At 73.3% G+C, this 18981-nt stretch carries 20 protein-coding genes; 12 read left to right on the forward strand and 8 right to left on the reverse strand.

Annotation, left to right across the window (positions count from 1 at the left end):
* Positions 1-300: 300 nt before the first annotated feature.
* A complete protein-coding gene (locus PKC53_RS03605; RefSeq protein WP_324426403.1) occupies positions 301-849 on the reverse strand; it encodes a VOC family protein in 549 nt (182 codons plus the stop codon).
* Positions 850-993: 144 nt separating this feature from the next.
* On the opposite strand from PKC53_RS03605, the gene PKC53_RS03610 reads away from it, so the two are divergent.
* The 3 genes from PKC53_RS03610 (at position 994) to PKC53_RS03620 (ending at position 2838) form a co-directional block, all read left to right on the forward strand.
* Positions 994-1506 (forward strand): MarR family transcriptional regulator, encoded by a 513-nt coding sequence (locus PKC53_RS03610; protein WP_324426405.1) that lies wholly within the window; start codon positions 994-996, stop codon positions 1504-1506.
* Positions 1496-2128 carry an RluA family pseudouridine synthase gene (locus PKC53_RS03615; RefSeq protein ID WP_324426407.1) on the forward strand — a complete coding sequence of 211 codons (633 nt, stop codon included), beginning with the start codon at positions 1496-1498 and terminating at the stop codon, positions 2126-2128. The genes PKC53_RS03610 and PKC53_RS03615 overlap by 11 nt, the downstream gene beginning before the upstream one ends.
* Before the next feature lie 134 nt (positions 2129-2262).
* Positions 2263-2838: a protocatechuate 3,4-dioxygenase gene (locus PKC53_RS03620; RefSeq protein ID WP_324426508.1), complete on the forward strand. Its 576-nt coding sequence runs from the start codon at positions 2263-2265 to the stop codon at positions 2836-2838.
* 8 nt (positions 2839-2846) lie between these two features.
* Here the strand turns inward: PKC53_RS03620 and PKC53_RS03625 are convergent, their stop codons facing one another.
* Complete coding sequence (locus PKC53_RS03625) at positions 2847-3545, reverse strand: hypothetical protein (RefSeq protein WP_324426409.1); 699 nt, start codon at positions 3543-3545, stop codon at positions 2847-2849.
* Between the two features lie 38 nt (positions 3546-3583).
* Here PKC53_RS03625 and PKC53_RS03630 point away from each other — a divergent pair, with 38 nt between their 5' ends.
* Positions 3584-4333, forward strand: coding sequence for an SDR family NAD(P)-dependent oxidoreductase (locus tag PKC53_RS03630; RefSeq protein ID WP_324426411.1), 750 nt, complete (start codon positions 3584-3586; stop codon positions 4331-4333).
* Positions 4330-5118, forward strand: coding sequence for an enoyl-CoA hydratase (locus tag PKC53_RS03635; protein ID WP_324426413.1), 789 nt, complete (start codon positions 4330-4332; stop codon positions 5116-5118). The genes PKC53_RS03630 and PKC53_RS03635 overlap by 4 nt, the downstream gene beginning before the upstream one ends.
* Before the next feature lie 12 nt (positions 5119-5130).
* Here PKC53_RS03635 and PKC53_RS03640 read toward each other — a convergent pair whose 3' ends face one another.
* From PKC53_RS03640 to PKC53_RS03655, 4 genes are all read right to left on the reverse strand, one after another.
* A complete protein-coding gene (locus PKC53_RS03640; RefSeq protein ID WP_324426415.1) occupies positions 5131-6252 on the reverse strand; it encodes a YbdK family carboxylate-amine ligase in 1122 nt (373 codons plus the stop codon).
* Positions 6249-7499 (reverse strand): cation:proton antiporter, encoded by a 1251-nt coding sequence (locus tag PKC53_RS03645; protein WP_324426417.1) that lies wholly within the window; start codon positions 7497-7499, stop codon positions 6249-6251. Before PKC53_RS03645 ends, PKC53_RS03640 begins: the two co-directional genes overlap by 4 nt.
* Before the next feature lie 212 nt (positions 7500-7711).
* Positions 7712-9265 (reverse strand): peptidase S10, encoded by a 1554-nt coding sequence (locus PKC53_RS03650; protein WP_324426419.1) that lies wholly within the window; start codon positions 9263-9265, stop codon positions 7712-7714.
* A 117-nt stretch (positions 9266-9382) separates the two neighbouring features.
* On the reverse strand, positions 9383-9766 hold the full coding sequence (locus PKC53_RS03655) for a hypothetical protein (RefSeq protein ID WP_324426421.1): 384 nt from the start codon (positions 9764-9766) through the stop codon (positions 9383-9385).
* A 112-nt stretch (positions 9767-9878) separates the two neighbouring features.
* On the opposite strand from PKC53_RS03655, the gene PKC53_RS03660 reads away from it, so the two are divergent.
* The 3 genes from PKC53_RS03660 to PKC53_RS03670 all read left to right on the forward strand — a co-directional run bounded on the left by PKC53_RS03660 (position 9879) and on the right by PKC53_RS03670 (position 11099).
* On the forward strand, positions 9879-10544 hold the full coding sequence (locus tag PKC53_RS03660; protein ID WP_324426422.1) for a DUF502 domain-containing protein: 666 nt from the start codon (positions 9879-9881) through the stop codon (positions 10542-10544).
* 77 nt (positions 10545-10621) lie between these two features.
* Complete coding sequence (locus PKC53_RS03665; protein ID WP_324426424.1) at positions 10622-10825, forward strand: hypothetical protein; 204 nt, start codon at positions 10622-10624, stop codon at positions 10823-10825.
* Between the two features lie 61 nt (positions 10826-10886).
* Entirely contained in the window at positions 10887-11099 is a 213-nt protein-coding gene (locus PKC53_RS03670; protein WP_324426426.1) for a hypothetical protein, read from the forward strand.
* A gap of 9 nt (positions 11100-11108) precedes the next feature.
* Here PKC53_RS03670 and PKC53_RS03675 read toward each other — a convergent pair whose 3' ends face one another.
* On the reverse strand, positions 11109-13460 hold the full coding sequence (locus PKC53_RS03675) for a UvrD-helicase domain-containing protein (protein ID WP_324426428.1): 2352 nt from the start codon (positions 13458-13460) through the stop codon (positions 11109-11111).
* Between the two features lie 152 nt (positions 13461-13612).
* On the opposite strand from PKC53_RS03675, the gene PKC53_RS03680 reads away from it, so the two are divergent.
* The gene (locus tag PKC53_RS03680; RefSeq protein ID WP_324426430.1) at positions 13613-14590 is read left to right on the forward strand and encodes a GMP reductase; all 978 of its coding nucleotides are present in this window, start codon (positions 13613-13615) and stop codon (positions 14588-14590) included.
* Positions 14591-14602: 12 nt separating this feature from the next.
* On the opposite strand, the gene PKC53_RS03685 is transcribed toward PKC53_RS03680, so the two are convergent.
* A complete protein-coding gene (locus tag PKC53_RS03685) occupies positions 14603-15193 on the reverse strand; it encodes a LuxR C-terminal-related transcriptional regulator (protein WP_324426432.1) in 591 nt (196 codons plus the stop codon).
* Between the two features lie 43 nt (positions 15194-15236).
* Here PKC53_RS03685 and PKC53_RS03690 point away from each other — a divergent pair, with 43 nt between their 5' ends.
* The 3 genes from PKC53_RS03690 to PKC53_RS03700 are packed head-to-tail and all read left to right on the forward strand — an operon-like array spanning position 15237 to position 18838.
* Positions 15237-16763, forward strand: coding sequence for an AMP-binding protein (locus tag PKC53_RS03690; RefSeq protein WP_324426434.1), 1527 nt, complete (start codon positions 15237-15239; stop codon positions 16761-16763).
* A 1-nt stretch (position 16764) separates the two neighbouring features.
* Positions 16765-17547, forward strand: coding sequence for a 3-hydroxybutyrate dehydrogenase (locus PKC53_RS03695; RefSeq protein ID WP_324426436.1), 783 nt, complete (start codon positions 16765-16767; stop codon positions 17545-17547).
* A 22-nt stretch (positions 17548-17569) separates the two neighbouring features.
* Positions 17570-18838 (forward strand): MFS transporter, encoded by a 1269-nt coding sequence (locus PKC53_RS03700; protein WP_324426438.1) that lies wholly within the window; start codon positions 17570-17572, stop codon positions 18836-18838.
* The last annotated feature ends 143 nt before the right edge of the window (positions 18839-18981 follow it).

An 18981-nucleotide genomic window follows, 5' to 3' on the forward strand; every position in this document is an offset into this window, starting at 1 on the left:
CTTCAGGCGGGCGTGCGGCGGCGCGCGGTGCTCAGCCGCGGCGCGGTGTCGTGCAGTGCTGCGTCGACGCGGCCGGGGCGCGAGAGACCTCGCACCGGCCGCGCGGGTTCGTCAGGAAGCGACGGCCGACAGGAGGATGGAGCACTGGGGCTTCGACATGATCTCCTCCTGTGGAAGTTGAGGGTGGAACCGATGGCGCGCCCGGTGGCGCGTCGCGAGGCGACGAAATGTGCGCGCAACCCGCGCGCGCGTCAATCCCCTCTCGCCCGCCGCGTGGCGCCGGTTCGACGCCGCGCGCGGCTACTCGTCGGCGACGTGTGCGAACTCGCCTTCGTGCAGCCACGCCGCGTGGCGCGGCGCGCGCTTGGTGCGGCTCCACTCGTCGATCATCGCGTGCTTGACCTCGTCGAGGCGGCGGTACATCTGCGGCGTGCCGGTGTTCGCGGCGAGTTCGAGCCGGTGCCCGTTGGGGTCGAAGAAGTAGATCGACTTGAAGATCACGTGGTCGGTGATGCCGACGACCGCGATGCCCGCCGCCTCGAGCTTCGCCTTCGTCTTCTCGAGCGTGTCGACGCCGTCGACCTCGAACGCGATGTGCTGCACCCAGTCGGGCGTGTTCGGGTCGCGCCCCATCGCCGGCGAGTTCGGCAGTTCGAAGAACGCCAGCACGTTGCCGCCCCCGGCGTCGAGGAACAGGTGCATGTACGGGTCGGGCGCCTTCGTCGACGGCACGCGGTCCTCGGCGATCGCGAGCACCAGGTCCATGCCCAGGTGCTCGCGGTACCAGTCGACGGTCTGCTTGGCGTCGTGGCAACGGTAGGCCACGTGGTGGATCTTGCGCACGCGCATCGCGGTCTCCTTCGGTCGGCGAAGATGCTATCGTAACGTCTGTTATCAATTCGCGGAACCCGCACACGCGCTGCCGACGTGGGCTTGGCTTGGGTCGGCCCGGGACGTCGCCGGTGGATTCGTCGCACTCGCTACCCTTTCGCAATGGACCTGCAGCGCTTCTTCCCGTACCGCCTGGCGGTGCTCGCCGACGCCGTCAGCCGCGCGGTGGCCGGCGTCTACGACCGCAGGTTCGACCTCGGCCGCGACGAGTGGCGCGTGATCGCCGCGCTGGCCGAAGGGCCGATGCGCACCGGCGACGTCATCGTGCACACGACGCTCGACAAGATGCAGGTCAGCCGCGCCGTGGCGCGGCTCGAGGCGGCGGCGCTGGTCACGCGCGAACCCGACGACGACCGGCGCGCGCGCGTACTGCGGCTGACTTCGGCCGGGCGCGCGCTGTACCGGCGCATCGCACCGCTGGCGCTGGCGCGCGAAGCCTTCCTGCTCGACGCACTCGACGCCGACGAGCGCCGCGTGCTCGAACGCGCGATCGACAAGCTGCAGCAGCGAGCGCGTCTGCTGCCCGAAGCGACACCACGCGTGCCGACGGCACGCGCCGCGAGGGCGACGTCGGCACGCGGCGCCGCGCCGCCCGCGCGACGCGTTGCGCGCTGAAGCCGCCGTGATCGTGCACGCCGACGCGGCGCTGGTCGCCGCCGACAAGCCCGCCGGGATGCTCGCCGTACCCGGTCGCGGCGCCGACAAGGCCGACTGCCTGTGGGCGCGCGTGCGGCGCGACTGCGCCGACGCGCTGGTCGTGCACCGGCTCGACATGGCGACCTCCGGGCTGATGCTGTTCGCCCGCGGCTCCGCAGCGCAGCGCGAACTGTCGCGCGCGTTCGCCGAACGCCGGGTGCACAAGACCTACGTCGCGGTGGTCGCCGGGTCGGTCGCCGAGGACACCGGCGACATCGACCTGCCGCTGGCCGCCGACTGGCCCCGCCGGCCGCGGCAGGTCGTCGACACGGACCGCGGCAGGCCGTCGCTGACGCGATTCCGCGTGCTCGCGCGCGAGCGCGGCACGACGCGGCTCGAGCTCGAACCGGTCACCGGGCGATCGCACCAGCTGCGCGTGCACCTGCAGGCGATCGGCCACCCGATCGTCGGCGATGCGCTGTACGCCCCGCCGCAGGTCGCCGCCTCGTCGCCGCGGCTGCTGCTGCACGCGGCGCGGCTGATCGTGCCACACCCGCACGGTGGCCAAGCGCTGGTCCTGGCGGTGGCGCCGCCGTTCTGACGCGGCGCGGAACCACGCCGGTGGCGTGCGGTCACAATCGTCTCGAATCCTTGCGGAGCGCGCCGATGACCGAACGCACCCCCCTGCTGCGCCGCCACCTGCTGCGCCTGGCCGCCGGCGGGGCAGTCGTGGCGATGCCGGCGCTGTGGCCGGCGCGCCTGGTGCACGCCGCCGGCACGCTGCGCGCGACGCCGTCCCAGACCGAGGGTCCGTTCTACCCGCTCGACCTGCCCGACGACCACGACGCCGACCTGCTTCGCCACGGCGACCTCGTCACCCGCGACGGCCAGCCGGCGACGGTCGAAGGCACGGTGGTCGACCTCGACGGGCGCGCGCTGCGGGGCGCGGCGGTCGAGATCTGGCAGTGCGACGCGCACGGCGTGTACAACCACCCCGGCGACCGCGGCCGCCACGACCCGGCGTTCCAGGGTTTCGGCCGCACCACCGTCGACGCCGACGGCCGCTGGCGCTTCCGCACGCTGCGGCCGGTGCCCTACAGCGGGCGCACGCCGCACATCCACGTCAAGGTCCGGCTCGGTCAGCGCGAGCTGCTGACGACGCAGCTGTACGTCGAGGGCGACCCGGGCAACGCGCGCGACTTCCTATGGCGGCGCCTGTCCGACGACGAGCGCGCGCTGGTCACGGTGCCGTTCCGCCCCGCGGCCGACGGCGGCGTGCGCGCAACCTTCCCGATCGTCGTGCGCGCCTGATCGCGCGCTCAGCGCGCGGCATCCAGCAGCGGCGCGCGCAGCCGCGCCTCGAACTGCGTCGGCGCGACGTACTGCAACACCTCGCGGCCCTCGGCGTCGAGCGTGATCGCCAGCCCGCGCGCCGGGTACAGCCAGTGCTCGAGCCGCTCGCCGGTGCGCACGATCTCGTCGGGCTCACCGAAGCGCCGCCGCAGCGTCGCCGCGTCGAGTTGCGCCGACGGGATGAAGGTCAGCCCGGCCACCGGCGCGCGCAGCGCCTCGCCGCGATCGGCCGGCGCCAGCCGGTGCCGCCACGCACCGTCGCCGCCGGCGTCGCGCTGCGGCGAGCGCTCGCGCCAGGCGCGGCGCAGCGCCAGCTCGGCGTCGGCCGCGACGATCAGCCGGCCGCTGACGAAACCCGCGGCGAACGGGTCGACCAGCGCCTCGAGCGCGCCGACCTCGTCGCCGCGCCCGACCAGCGCGACCTGCAGCGCGTCGTCGCGCGGCAGCGCGTCGGCCAGCGCGCTGCGGCCCAGCGTCAGCCCGAACACGCGCGTCGCGTCGTCGTCGACGCGCTCGATCTGCCAGGGCGGTGCCCCGCCGGCCGCCGCCGGGGCCTCGCCGCCGCGCGTCCACAGCAGCCACAGCGACGGCACGAAGGCGATGACGACGATCGCCACGCCGGCGGCCAGCGCGAGCATCCACGGTCGGGTCCACAGCGCGTGCATCGGCGCATTCTGACCGCGCCCGGCGCTATGCTGCGCGCATGCCGAACCACCTGACGCTGATCACCGGCGCCTCGCGCGGACTGGGCCGTGCGATGGCCGTGCAACGCCTGCGCGAAGGTCACCACGTGCTGACGCTGGCGCGCCGCCCCGACGCCGCGCTCGCCGCGCCCGACGGTGGCCTGCTCGAGCAGTGGAGCGTCGACCTTGGCGACCCGCTCGATGCGGCGCGCCGGCTCGAACACTGGCTGGGCGCGCTCGACGCGCACCGCTTCGCCAGCGCGACGCTCATCAACAATGCCGCGCTGCTGACACCGCCCGGGCCGATCGGCGCCGCCGACGCCGCCGCGCTGTCGGCGGCGCTGCGCGTGGGACTCGAAGCCCCGGTGCTGCTGACGCGCGCCTTCGTGCATGCCACCGACGGCTGGGCCGCGCAGCGCAAGGTGCTGAACGTCTCGTCGGGGCTGGGGCGATTCGCGATGGCCGGCAGCGCACCGTACTGCGCGGTCAAGGCCGGGCTCGACCACTTCAGCCGCGCGCTGGCGCTCGACGAGGCGCTCAAGGCGAACGGCGCGCGCGTGGTGTCGCTCGCGCCGGGGGTCATCGACACCGACATGCAGGTGCAGTTGCGCGGCGCCGACCCCGGCGTCTTCCCCGACCGCGAGCGCTTCGCGCAGCTCAAGGCGGGCGGACAGCTCGCCAGCCCCGAGGCGGCGGCGGCGCGGGTGCTGGCCTGGCTCGACCGCGCCGACTTCGGCGCGCAGCCCGTGGCCGACGTGCGCGACGCATGAGCCCAAGCGACGGCCTCGTGCTGACCGAGGTCGACCCGGCGGGCCACGCGCTGCTCACGCTGAACCGGCCGCAGGCCCTCAACGCGCTGTCGCGTGCGCTGATGACCGCGCTCGCCGACGCCGTCGACCGGCTCGCCGCCGACCCGGCGGTGCGCGTGCTGATCGTCACCGGCGCCGGGCGCGCGTTCTGCGCCGGGCTCGACCTGAAGGAGCTCGGCCGCGGAGACGCCGCACTCGGCGAGGGCGAGACGGGCATCGCGCCGCGCGATCCGGTGGCCGCGATCGGCCGCTTCGCCGGGCCGGTGATCGGCGCCGTCAACGGCGTCGCGGTCACCGGCGGCTTCGAGCTGGCGCTGGCCTGCGACGTGCTGCTCGCGTCGACCGAGGCGCGCTTCGCCGACACGCACGCGCGCATCGGCATCGCCCCCGGCTGGGGCCTGTCGCAGCGGCTCGCCCGCGCGATCGGCCCGTACCGCGCGCACGAGCTGAGCCTGAGCGGGCGCTGGCTCGGCGCCGCAGAAGCCGACGCCTGGGGCCTGGTCAATCGCGTCGTGCCGCCCGAACGCCTGCTCGACGAGGCGCGCGCGCTGGCGCGCGAGATGCTCGGCGCTGCGCCCGGCATGCTCGAGACCTACAAGGCGACGATGCGCGACGGCTACGCGCTGGCCTTCGGCGACGCGATGGCGCTCGAGCGCGAACGGGCCCGCGCGCACAACCGGCAGCTCGAGGCCGCGGCGATCGAGGCCCGGCGCGACGCGGTGCGCGCGCGCAACCGCAGCGGCTGAGCGGAGTCTCGCTCAGCGCCCCTCGAAACGCAGGCACTGCCGGCGCACCAGCTCGGGCAGGTACTGCTCCTGCGCCTGCACCTGGCGCAGCCAGCCGGCGTCGGTGCCGTGGTCGCTGGCGAGCTGCTCGCGGATCAGCGCCAGCCCGCGCTCGGCGCGCAGCTCGATGGCGTGCATCTCGACGTCGCGCAGCGTCTGCGCGATCAGCGCGCGCAGCGTCTGGTGCTCGGCGGTGTGCGGGTCGACGACCTCGCCGTCGAGGCCGAAGCGGCAGGCCTGGAAACGGTTGTAGGTGTAGGCCAGGTAGTCGTCCTCGTGCGGCTCGAACGGGCGCTCGAGCAACAGCCAGCGCGCGATGCACTGCAGGTACACCGCGATCGCCGCGGCCTTCTCGACGGTCAACGGCGTGTCCATCACGCGCACCTCGATCGTGCCGAACTCGGGCTTCGGTCGGATGTCCCAGTAGAAGTCCTTCATCGACTCGATGACGCCGGTGTGCGTCATCTTCTCGAAGTACGCCTTGAACGCGTCCCAGGTCAGCGCGAACGGCGCGCGGCCCGACATCGGGAACGCGAACACCGAGTTCAACCGCGCCGACTGGAAGCCGGTGTCCGAGCCCTGCACGTACGGGGACGACGCCGACAGCGCGATCACGTGCGGCACGAAGCGGCACATCGCGTGCAGCAGCCACAGCGCCTGGTCGGGGCTCGGGCAGCCGATGTGCACGTGCTGGCCGAACACCGTGAACTGCTTCGACAGGTACCCGTACAGCTGCGACACGTGGTGAAAACGCGGCGTGTCGTAGATGCGGCGCTTGCTCCAGTCCTGGAACGCGTGCGTGCCGCCGCCAGCCAGGCGCAGGTTCTGCCGCTCGGCGCACTGCACCAGCACGTCGCGCACCTCGTGCAGCTGCTCGATGACGTCGGCGTGGCGCTCGCACACGCCGGTCGACAGCTCGATCATGCTGCTGGTGATCTCCGGCTTGACGTCGGCGGCCATCTTGTGCCGCGCGACCAGGCGCAGCAGGTCGGCGGCGCCCGGCGTGAGGTCGTAGTCGTGGCGGTTGACGATCTGCAGCTCGAGCTCGACGCCGAGCGTGAACGCCTTCGAGGCCGCGAACTCGCCCAGGCTCATCGGCTGCCCTCGGCGATGCGTGCCGACACGGTGCCCTCGGGCGCGTCGAGCTCGCCGGCGAAGCGCAACGCGTACAGCAGCACCAGCGGCGACACCAGCTCGACCAGCGCCAGGCTGGTCAGCAGCACCGGCATCAGCGGCGCGGCCGCCTCGGGGTGCGTCGCGCCGAAGTCGATGGCCAGCACCCAGGCGGTGGCCGACATCGGCAGCAGGCACGCGCCCAGGCTGGCCGCCTGGCGCCACGCCAGCCCGCTGGGCCGCGCCAGCGCGAACACCGCCGCCGCCTTGGCCAGCCAGCGCACCGCGACCAGCGCCGCGGCGATGCCGAACGCCTTCGGGAAGTCCAGCGGCGACCACGCCGAGCTGACGGCGACGAACAGCGCCAACACCAACACGCCGCCGGCGCTGCCGAAGTGGCGCGGCCACACCCAGGGCCGATCGCTTCGGTTGCGCAGCCACAGCCCGGCCAGCAGTGGCACCAACAGCGTCGACAGCGACAGCGCCTTGGCGATCACGATGGCCAGCAGCACGAAGCCCAACAGCAGCATCACCGCGTTCTCGTTGCGCAGGTCCAGCCGGCGCGCGATCAGCGCGATCACCGACCCGAGCGCGACGCCGAGCAGGAACGAGCCGGCGAACGAGATCGTCACGGCCGGCAGCGCGGCCTGCCAGGTGTCGGGACGGCTGAGCAGCAGCCCGGCCGACAGCGCCTTGATCGCGAGCACCGCGAACAGCGTGTTCAGCGCGGTCAACGCCATCAGCCGTTCCGTGACCTGGCCGGCGGCACCGCACTCGCCGACCACGCGCTGCACCACCGCCGGCGAGACGCTCATCGCGATCAGCGCCAGCACCGCAGCCGTCTGCGGGTCGAGTCCGAAGGCGCGCGCCGCCGCGTACACCGCCACCGCCGACAGCACCGACTCGGCGACGCTGGTCGCCAGCAGCCACGGGTTGCGCACCAGCCAGCGCAGGTTCAGCCGCGTGCCCGCCTCGAACAGCAGCAGCGCCAGCGCGACGTCGACGACCAGCCGCACCGCCGGACGTGCCGGGTCGGCGCTGGCGCCGGCCAGCGCGAGCACCGCGCCGACAACGACGTAGCCCATCAGCCGCGGCCAGCGCAGCGCGCGCCACACGACCTCGCCGAGCAGCGCGGCGGCGACCAGCAGCAGCGTCGCCCCGAGCAGCGTGTCCGGGCCGATCGCCCAGGCGCCGCCGGCCAGCGACCACAGCGTGTCGGCGGGATTCATGCGCGCGTCTCGCAGGTGCGACGGGTCATCGGGGCATCGTGGAGGTCAGCCGGGCCTGGGCCCGGCGGCGGGGTCGCAACCATACACTGCGCCGCGCCACCGGCATCGCTGCCGCCGCGGCGCATGCGGCGAACGGCCTCGATGAGCCTACCCGATGCGACGCGCCCCGAGATCAGGGTCTGTGCCCAGGAACTTCGCGCTGCGCGGCGCGATCACGCGCGCGCCAGGACGGTCTCGACCCAGTCCGCGAGGTCGGTGGCGAGCCGGCGCAGGTCGGCTTCGCGCGTGTACATCATGTGGCCGGCGTCGTAGTAGCGGTGCGTGACGCGCGCGCGCACCTCGGGCGGCACGTCGAGCTGCGCCAGCGACCAGTCGCTGGCGCTGTACGGCGTGCCCAGGTCGTAGCGCCCGCTGGCCACCAGCACCCGCAGGTGCGGCTGGCGGCGCAGTGCGCGCGACAGGTCGTCGCTGGTGCTGGCGAAGGCGTTGCCGCGCTGCGGCTCGCCGCCCTCGCCTTTGCGGTTCCAGTCCCACCGACGGTGTGCATCGAGCGACAGCACCTCGTAGCGCTGGCCCGCCTGCGCGCCCTCGTGCAAGCCCAGCCCCTCGGTGAAGTAACGCAGCGCGGCGCTGGTGTACGGCGCGGCGATCGCATCGATGCCGGGATCGAACTCCCAGTCGGTGCGCTGGCGCGCGGCCATCGGCCCGGTCGAGCGCGACTCGAGCCGTCCGACGATGCGCCCCTGGTCGCGCAGCAGTTCGACGAAGAAAGTCTCGTCGTCGATGCGCAGGTTGCGCCGCTCGACCAGCCCGCGCGGCAGCCCGGTGAGTTCGGCCAGCCGCCGCACGACGCGAGAACGCCGCGCGCCGTCGAGCCGGGCGCCGGCGTGCAGCGCGGCCAGGTAGTCGTCGGCGACGAAGGCCTCGGCGGCAGCGCGCGCCGCGTCGCTCGACGCACCCGGCGTCCCCTTGAGCCTGCCGTGGTACTGGGCCGTGTTGGCGAACGCCGGCAGGAACAGCGCGTACGGCAGGTCGTTGCGCGGCGCGAACACCAGCGCCTGCAGGTCCATCGCACACGACACCAGCACCAGCCCGGCGAGCGCGACGCCGGCGTCCAGCAGCCTGTCAGCCAGCGCCGCGGCGCGCGTCGTGCCGTAGCTCTCCGCGGCGACGAACACCGGTGCGCCCCAGCGCCGGTGGCGCGTGAGCCAGCCCTCGATCACGTCGGCGATCGCCGCGGCGTCGCCGTCGACGCTCAGATGCTTCTTGCGCGTGTCGTCATCGACGCTGATCGACCAGCCGGTGTGCGGCGGATCGACGAACACCAGGTCGAAGTGGCGCAGCCAGGTCAGCGGGTTGTCGCTGACCTCGAACGGCGGCAGCGGCATGCGGGCGTCGTCGGGCACGACGACGCGCTTCGGACCGAGCGCACCGAGGTGCAGCCAGATCGACGCCGATCCGGGGCCGCCGTTGAATGCGAAGCACACCGGCCGCAGCGCGTCGTCGCCGACCACGTAGGCGGTGGTGAACACCGCCGCCTCGGGGTCCCCACGCCTGGCCTCGATGCCACCGGCGCGCACCGGCAGGAACTCGGCGACGCTGCGGTACTCGAGTCGTCCGGCGTCGACGGTGACGGCGCCGCTGGCAGCGACCGGCGCCTGCCCGAGGTACTTCTCGACCCGTTCGCGCTGGCGGCGGGCGGCGTCTTCGGCGTCCTTCGTGGTTGCCGGCCCGGTGGATGGGGACGGGGACGTGCTGTCGATCATCGGGCGGCGTCGCGGGGGCTGCGTTCGCCCCAGTGTAGGCCCCGGTGCGACGTGCCCGGCGTGCGCGGCCAGGCCGGGCCGCGGGTCACGGCGGCCGCGGCTGGGCCGGGCTGCGGGTCACAGCGCCCGCGGTTGCGGCGAGACGGCGTCGGCGGTCAGCGTCGCCTCGGGGTGCAGCCGCGTCGCCGTGATCTCCACCCGGTGCACCACCGCCTCGTCGGCGACCGCGCGCGGCGCGGTGACCACCACGCGATGCACCCCGGCGTCGGCCGGCAGGCGCGGCGCGGTGACGACCACGCGGTTCACTGCCCCGTCGGCGGGCGGCCGTTCGACGGCCGGCGCGCTCCCGGCATCGACGACCCATGCGGCGGCCGCGACAACGGCCAGGACGGCGGGCATCAGGCTGAGGCGGGTGGCGGCGTTCATGGCGGACTCCGGTGGGCGGTCGACGACTTCGATGAGGGCAGTGTCGTCGCCCGCGTGGCGCCTCGCCAGCGGCATGCGACCGGGCCGCCGTGCCAGGCGACGAACTGCGTCTGGTGCCGACGAAGCGTCGGGATAATCCGCCGGCCCCGTGCGCCGCCGCGGCGCCGACGCCCTCGAAGGACGCCTCATGACCTCTGGCACGCGCACCCTGATCCGCATCTTCGCCACCGGGCTGCTGGCCGCGCTGCCGCTGGCGGCGACGATCGCGATCTTCGTGTGGGCGGCCAACGTGCTGCTGCGCTGGCTCGGCCCCGACAGCCTGGTCGGCGGCGTCGTCAAGGCGATCGGCTTCGGCGTGACCGGGTCCGAGGTGGTCGGCTACCTGCTGGGCGTCGCGGTGGTTGCGGCGCTGGTGTTCGGTCTCGGCGTGCTCGTCGAGACCGGGCTGCAGCGCGGCGCCGCGCGGCTGGTCGACGGGCTGGTCACGCGCATCCCCCTGGTCAGCAGCGTCTACGGGGTGATCCGCCGCATGGTCGAGCTGTTCTCGCGGCGAGACGACGAGGGGGGACTGAAGTCGATGCGCCCGGTGTGGTGCCACTTCGGCGGCCCGGGAGGCGCCACCGCTCTGGCGCTGCTGTCGAGCGCCGAGCCGGTGCTGATCGACGGACGGCGCTGCATCGCGGTGCTGGTGCCCACGGCGCCCGTGCCGGTGGGCGGCGGGCTGCTGTGGGTGCCCGAGCACTGGGTCACGCCGGCCGAGGTCGGCATCGAGGCGCTGACGAGCATCTACGTGTCGATGGGCGTGACTTCGTCACAGTACCTGCCGCGCGCCGGCGCCGAGCGCGCGGATTAGAGGCGACTCTCACCTCTGATGGGGATATGCGCGGCCTTGGCAGGCTCTAATGTCTACACCGTGAACGGACCGAGACGATGACGACCGTGGCCAGCGCCCCCGACCTGCTCGACTGGGTGGACTTCAAGTGGCTGATGGCCACCGAGGGACACAGCGTGCACCTCGAACGCCTGCAGGCCGACCGTCGCTACGCGCTGCACTGCCTGCAGCTGGGGGCCGGGTCGAGTTGCGCGACGCTGCGTGCGCGCTCGCGGTCGCTGCTCGCCGCGCTGGGCGGCTGAGCGGGCGCCGCGCGCGGCGACGGGCGGTGGCAACCGCGCCGCGGTGGCGACAATCGGCGCGATGAAGCGTGCCGTTGTCCTCGTCTGCGCGGTCGGTCTCGCGGTCGTCACCGGCGGCTGCGCCGTCGTCGGCGTGGCCGGCGCCGCGGTCGGCGCGGTCGTCAGCGTCGGCGCCAGCGTGGTGTCGGCCGGGGTCGAGATCACCGGCAAGGCGATCGGCGCCGGCATCGATGCGGTGTCGGGCCCGCCCGAGGATCCTGCCGCGAAGAAGTGACCCGGCGCGTCAGTGCACCGGCGTGAGCTTGGCCACGGCCAGGGCGAGCCACTTCAGCCCGTGGCGGCCGAAGTTGATCTGCGCGCGCGCGTCGGCGCCGCGGCCTTCGAGCGTCACGACCACGCCTTCGCCGAACTTGGCGTGGAACACGCTCTGGCCGACGCGCAGCACCGCGCCGTCGCTGGTCGTTGCACGCGGGGTCGATGGCAGTGCCGCTTCGACGCGGCCGGCGCCGACGATCGACCCCGGGCCGGCGCCGCGCTGCCACGCCTGCTGCACCTCGCGCGCGAAACCCGAGCCGAAGCCGGCCACACGCGGCGTCAGCCACTTCAGCGCACCTTCGGGCAGCTCCTCGAGGAAACGGCTGCGCACGTGGTAGCGCGTCTGCCCGTGCAGCAGCCGCGTCTGGCTGAAGCTCAGGTACAGCCGCTGGCGCGCGCGCGTGATCGCGACGTACATCAGCCGCCGCTCCTCCTCGAGCCCGTCGGGATCCGACAGCGCGTTCTCGTGCGGGAACAGCCCCTCCTCGAGCCCGGTGATGAACACCGCGTCGAACTCCAGCCCCTTGGCCGCGTGCACCGTCATCAACTGCACCGCGTCCTGCCCGGCCTGCGCCTGGTTGTCGCCAGCCTCGAGCGCGGCATGGGTCAGGAACGCGGCCAGTGGGCTGACGATCTCGCCGGTTTCGGCGTCGGGTGCCAGTGCCGCCGCCGGCGCCGCCGCCCCGGCGGCGAGTGCGCCCGGCGACTGCTCGTCGAGCGGCAGCGCCACCGCATCCTTGCCGAAACCTTCCTGCGTGACGAAGGCCTCGGCGGCGTTGACCAGTTCGTCGAGGTTCTCGAGGCGGTCGGCACCTTCCTTGTCGGTGCGATAGAAGTCGCGCAGGCCGCTGGCGTCGAGCACGTGCTCGATGATCTCGCGCAGCGTCAGCCCTCGGGTGGCTTCGCGCATCGCGCCGACCAGCGCGTCGAACGCCGCCAGGTTGGCGCCGGCCTTGCCGGCGACGGCACCGACGCTCTGGTGCAGGCTGCGCCCGCTGGCGCGCGCGGCGTCCTGCAGTTGCTCGACGGTGCGCGAGCCGATGCCGCGCGTTGGGAAGTTGACCACGCGCAGGAAGCTGGTGTCGTCGTTCGGGTTCTCGATCAGGCGCAGGTACGCCAGCGCGTGCTTGATCTCGGCGCGCTCGAAGAAGCGCAGGCCGCCGTAGACACGGTACGGCACGCCGGCGTTGAACAGCGCACTCTCGATCACGCGGCTCTGCGCGTTCGAGCGGTACAGCACCGCGATCTCGCTGCGCGGCATGCCGCCGCGGTGCAGCTGCTGCGCCTCGTCGATCAGCCACTGCGCCTCCGCGTAGTCGCTGGTGGCCTCGAACACGCGCACCGGCTCGCCGGGGCCGGCGTCGGTGCGCAGCGTCTTGCCCAGACGGCGGCGGTTGTGGCTGATCAGCGCGTTGGCGCTGTCGAGGATGTGGCTGAAGGAGCGGTAGTTCTGCTCGAGCCGGATCACCCGCTCGACGCGGTACTCGCGCTCGAAGTCGGCCATGTTGCCGACCTGTGCGCCGCGGAACGCGTAGATGCTCTGGTCGTCGTCGCCGACCGCGAACACGCCCTGCGCGTCGTCGACGTCGGGCGTGCGCGCGGCCGGCGGCGCGAACATCTTCAGCCACGCGTACTGCAGCCGGTTGGTGTCCTGGAACTCGTCGACCAGCACGTGGCGGAAGCGCCGGCGGTAGTGCTCGCGCAGCGGGTCGTTGTCGCGCAGCAGCTCGTAGGTGCGCAGCATCAGCTCGGCGAAGTCGACCACGCCCTCGCGCTGACACTGGTCGTCGTAGGCCTGGTAGATCTCGACCAGCTTGCGCGTGTGCGCATCGCGCACGTCGACGTCGCGCGGACGCCGGCCCTCCTCCTTGCAGCCGGCGACGAACCAGGCCACCTGCTTGGGCACGTAGCGCTCCTCGTCGAGGTTCATCGCCTTGATCACGCGCTTGACCGCGGCGACGCTGTCGGCCGCGTCGAGGATCTGGAACGTCGCCGGCAGCCCGGCGAGCTTCCAGTGCGCGCGCAGGAAGCGGTTGCACAGGCCGTGGAAGGTGCCGATCCACATGCCGCGCACGCTCACCGGCAGCATCGCCTGCAGCCGCGTCAGCATCTCCTTGGCGGCCTTGTTGGTGAACGTCACCGCGAGCACGCCGCCCGGCGAAACCTGCCCGGTGGCGATCAGCCACGCGATGCGCGTGGTCAGCACGCGCGTCTTGCCCGAGCCCGCACCGGCCAGGATCAGCGCAGGCTGCGCGGGCAGCGTGACCGCCGCGAGCTGTTCGGGGTTCAGGTTGCGCAGCAGCGCGGCGTCGGCGGTCATCGGGGCATTCTAGGAAACGCGTCCGGGAGGCCGCAGGCTGCGTAGAATGCGCCACCGGGCCCAAATTCTGGCGCCCGGTTTTCTTTTGGCACCGCCAAGAGACCGGGTTTCCAGGTCAAGCGCTCGTCTCGCCGACTTCCAGGAGCCTGACCATGGACATCTTCGACTACGACAACATCCTGCTGCTGCCGCGGCGCTGCCGCGTCGAGAGCCGAGCCGAGTGCGACCCGTCGGTCGACTTCGGCGGCCGGCGCTTCAAGCTGCCGGTGGTGCCGGCGAACATGCGCACCGTCGTCGACGAAGGCATCGCCGAGTTCCTCGCGCGCGAGGGCTACTTCTACGTGATGCACCGCTTCGACCTCGACAGCGTCGCGTTCGCCACCGCGATGCGCGAGAAGAAGCTGCTGGTGTCGATCAGCTCGGGCGTCAAGCCGGCCGACCACGAGGTCATCGACCGCCTCGCCGCCAGCGGCGTCGGCGCCGACTACGTGACGATCGACGTCGCGCACGGCCACGCCGACGGCGTGCGCCGCACGATCGAGCACATCAAGGCGAAGCTGCCGAGCGCGTTCGTGATCGCCGGCAACGTCGGCACGCCCGAGGCGGTGATCGACCTCGAGAACTGGGGCGCCGACGCGACCAAGGTCGGCATCGGCCCGGGCAAGGTGTGCATCACGCGCCTGAAGACCGGCTTCGGCACCGGCGGGTGGCAGCTGTCGGCGCTGAAGTGGTGCGCGCGCGTGGCCACCAAGCCGATCATCGCCGACGGCGGCATCCGCCACCACGGCGACATCGCCAAGAGCGTGCGCTTCGGCGCCGCGATGGTGATGATCGGGTCGCTGTTCGCCGGCCACGAGGAGAGCCCGGGGCAGACGGTCGAGGTCGACGGCAAGCTGTACAAGGAGTACTACGGCAGCGCGTCGGACTTCAACAAGGGCGAGTACAAGCACGTCGAGGGCAAGCGCATCCTCGAGCCGATCAAGGGCCGGCTGCCCGACACGCTGCGCGAGATGCGCGAAGACCTGCAGAGCAGCATCAGCTACGCCGGCGGGCGCGTGCTCGCCGACCTGAAGAAGGTCAACTACGTGATCCTCGGCGGCGAGAACGCCGGCGAGCACCTGTTCATGTGAACGCGGCCGGGCTCAGTCCGGCAGCCCGCTGACGCGGCTGACCAGCTCGGCGGCGTTGTGCGCGCCGAAGCGCTCGCGCAGCCGGGCGCGGAACTTCTCGACGGTGCGCGGGCTGATGCCCAGTTCCTTTGCGCACTGCTTGGCCGTCAGCCCGCGACCGATCGCCGCGAGCACCTCGCGTTCGCGCGGCGTGAGCCGCTGCACGTCGACGCCGGCAGCCAGCGGCTCGAACACCCCCGACGTGACGTCGAAAGGCCGCGCGCGGTCGAGTGCGCGGCCGTGCACGCGAAACCATTGCAGCATGCCGTCGCGGCGCTTCATCAGACGCTCGTCGCGGTATTCGCCGCCGGCGCGCATCACCTTCAGGCCGCGGTCGCCGATGCGTTCGTACTCGTCCTGGCTGGGGTACAGCATCGCGGTGCAGTGCCCGAGCAGCTCCTCGCTGGTGTAGCCGAAGTCGGCGGCGAATCGCTCGTTGCACCAGGCGATGCGCCGCTCGCGCAGCAGCAGCAGTCCGAGCGGGCACAACTCGACACCGAGCCGCGCCTCGGCGGCGAGGGGATCCTCCAGGGTGTTTCTACGACTGGCCGCAGCGTCGGACATGTCGGTACTCTACCGGCCCCGTGGCACCGAGGTGGCCTTCGCCATGAACCTCGCCCTGTGGCTGCAACGCAGCGCGAAGCTGCACCCCGAGCGCCCCGCGATCGCGCTCGGCACCGACGTGCGGGCCGACTACGCGAACTTCGCCGCGCAGGCGGCGCGCACCGCCGCCTGGCTGCACGCGCAGGGGCTGGCGCCGGGCGACCGCGTCGTGCTGTTCATGCACAACCGCCCTGAGTACCTGCCGCTGCTGTGGGGCACGTGGTGGGCCGGTGGGGTCGCCGTGCCGGTCAACGCCAAGCTGCACGCGCGCGAGCTGGCGTGGATCGCAGGCCACAGCGGCGCGCGCTGGCTGTTCGTCGACGATGACGCCGCCGCCGAGGTGCGCGCGGCGCTGCGCGACGCCGGCGTCGACGCTGGCGTGCATCAGCGCTTCGATTTCCTTCACGACACCGCGCTGCCGCAGCCGGGGGTCGCCGAACGCGGCGACACCGACCCCGCATGGCTGTTCTACACCAGCGGCACCACCGGCCGGCCCAAGGGCGTGACGCTGGCGCCGCGCCAGCTGCGCGGCTCGACGCTGGCCTTCCTCGCCGCGGTGCAGCCGGTGGCGCCCGGCGACGTGATGCTGCACCCGGCACCGCTGTCGCACGGCGGCGGCCTGTACCACCTGCCGTACGTCCTGCAAGGTGGCCTGAACGTCGTGCCCGCATCCGGCGGCTTCGACGCCGCCGAGTGCCTGGCGCTGGCCGCGCACTGGCGGCGCGCATCGTTCTTCGCCGCGCCGACGATGGTGCGCCGGATCGTCGACGCCGCGAAGGCCGGCGGCTCGCGCCCCGAGGGGCTGGCGACGATCGTCTACGGCGGCGGGCCGATGTACCTCGCCGACATCGTCGACGCGCTCGACGCGGTCGGGCCGCACTTCGCGCAGATCTACGGCCAGGGCGAGTGCCCGATGACGATCACGGTGCTGCCGAAACACCTGATCGTCGACCGCGAGCACCCGCGCTGGCGCGAGCGGCTGGGCTCGGTCGGCGTGGCGCAGAGCATGGTCGAGCTGAGCGTGCGCGACGCCGGCGGACGCGAACTGCCGGTGGGCGAGCGCGGCGAGGTCTGCGTGCGCAGCGACGTCGTGATGAATGGCTACTGGAACGACGCCGAGGCCACCGCGCGCACGATCCGCGACGGCTGGCTGTACACCGGCGACGTCGGCCGGCTCGACGGCGACGGCTTCCTGACGCTGCTCGACCGCAGCAAGGACCTCGTCGTCAGCGGCGGCAGCAACATCTACCCGCGCGAAGTCGAGGAGGCGCTGCTGACGCACCCGGCAGTGGCCGAGGCGGCGGTGATCGGGCGGCCCGACGCCGAGTGGGGCGAGGTGGTCGTCGCCTGGGTCGTCGCGCGCGGCGACGTCGATTCCGCCGCGCTCGACGCGCACTGCCTGCAGCACATCGCGCGTTTCAAGCGGCCCAGGCACTACCGCTTCGTCGCCGAGCTGCCGAAGAACCACTACGGCAAGGTGTTGAAGACGACGCTGCGCGAGTGGGACGCACGGGTCACGCAGAATCCATGACATGCTGAACGCACGCTGTGCGCTGGTCACCGGCGCGACCCAGGGCATCGGGCTGGCCGTCGCCGAGCGTCTGGCGGCTGCCGGCGCCGACGTCGTGCTGCACGGCATCGAGCCTCGGTCGCAGGGCGACGCGGTGGCCGCGCGGCTCGCCGCGGCGCACGGCGTGCGCTGCGCCTACGTCGCGGCCGACCTGCTCGACGCCGACGCCGCGGCCGGCCTCGTGCAACGCGCCGAGGCGGCGCTGCGACCCATCGACATCCTGGTCAACAACGCCGGCATCCAGCACACCAGCCCGATCGAGGCCTTTCCCACCGACCGCTGGCACGCGATCGTCGCCGTCAACCTGTCGGCGGCGTTCTTCACGATGCGCGCCGCGGTGCCGGGCATGCGCGCGCGCCGCTGGGGCCGCATCGTCAACATCGCGTCGGTGCACGGCCTGGTGGCGTCGGTGAACAAGGCCGCGTACCTGGCGGCCAAGCACGGGCTCGTCGGCCTGAGCAAGGGCGTCGCGCTCGAGACCGCGACCGACGGCATCACCGTGAACTGCATCTGCCCCGGCTGGACCGACACGCCGATCATCGTGCCGCAGATCGAGGCGCGCGCGGCACGCTTCGGCGGCGACCGCGACGCCGCGGTGCGCGACCTGCTGCGCGAGAAGCAACCCAACCTGACGCTGCTGCCGCCCGGGCGCATCGGCGACGTCGCGGTGTTCCTGTGCGGCGAAGCGGCCGCGGGCATCACCGGCGTCGCGCTGCCGGTCGACGGTGGCTGGACCGCGCAGTGACGCCCATGCGCCGCCGCGGCCGATGGAACGTCCGCTGACCGTGCGCGCGCGGCGCGCCGCGTGGGCGGTGTTCGCGCTCGCGCTGGCGAGCTACGTGCTGTCGTTCGTGCACCGCACCGCGCCGGCGGCGATCGCCGGCGAGCTGACGCGCTCGTTCTCGATCGGCTCGGCGGTGCTCGGCACGCTGGCGGCGACCTACTTCTACGTCTACACGCTGCTGCAGATCCCGGTGGGCGTGCTCGCCGACACGCTGGGGCCGCGCCGCATCCTCGCCGGCGGCGCGGGGGTGGCCGCGGCCGGGTCGCTGCTGTTCGCGCTGGCGCCGGCGTGGGAGATCGCCGCGGTCGGTCGCACGCTGGTCGGCGTGGGCGTGTCGGTGGCCTTCATCGCGGTACTGAAGGTGTCGGCGACCTGGTTCGAGCCGCGCCGCTTCGCGACGCTGGTCGGCGTGACGATGTTCGCCGGCAACCTCGGCGCCGTCGCGGCCGGCGCACCGCTGGCGTGGGTCGTCACGTGGGCGTCGTGGCGCAGCGTGTTCGTCGCGCTGGCGCTGCTGTCGGCGCTGCTCGCGCTGGCCACCTGGTGGCGCGTGCGCGACACGCCGCAGGAACTGGGGCTGCCGACGCCGGTGGGTGCTGCGCCGCCGGCGGCCGGCGCCGCGCGCGTGCCGTGGGCGCAGGCGCTCGCGCGCGTGCTCGCCAACCCGGCGACCTGGCCGGCGTTCGTCGTCAACGTCGGCGTCGGCAGCAGCTACCTGGCGTTTGCCGGGCTGTGGGGGGTGCCTTACCTGCAGCAGGTGCACGGGCTGAGCCGCGTCGAGGCGGCGCAGCACACCAGCGCGCTGCTGCTGGGCGTGGCGTTCGGCGCGCTGGCCATTGGGGTGATCTCCGACCGCCTGGGCAGCCGCCGCGGGCTGATGCGCGTGGTGGTGTTCGCCTACGCGCTGACCTGGCTGCCGTGGCTGGCCGGCGTGTCGTGGCCGTTCGCCGCGACGCTGGCGTGGTGCGCGCTGATGGGGCTGCTGGTGCCCGGGTTCACGCTGTCGTGGACGATGGCCAAGGAGGCCAACCCGCCGCAGTACTCGGGCATCGCGACGTCGGTGGTCAACGTCGGCATCTTCCTCGGCACCGGCGTGCTGCAGCCGCTGGTGGGCTGGGCGCTCGACCGCGCTCGCGACGCCGGGGCCGCCGACGGCGGCTGGAGCCACGGCATCGCGCTGATGGCCGGCGCCGCGGCGCTCGGTGCGCTGGCGAGCCTGTTCACCGGGCGCGGCGCGAAGTCGCCGAACTGACCGCCAGCACGCGGCTGGCTGCCGGCGCCGCGGCGGGCGGTCAATCCCCAACATCGAAGGCCCCTCGGGTTGCGCCAGGTCAAGCCGGCGGCGAGCATCGCAGCCCGCCGACGTCGCCGCGACCGCGCCGCCGGCCCGACAAC

The organism is Azohydromonas sp., from assembly GCF_035325925.1.
Lineage (GTDB): Bacteria > Pseudomonadota > Gammaproteobacteria > Burkholderiales > Burkholderiaceae_C > Calidifontimicrobium.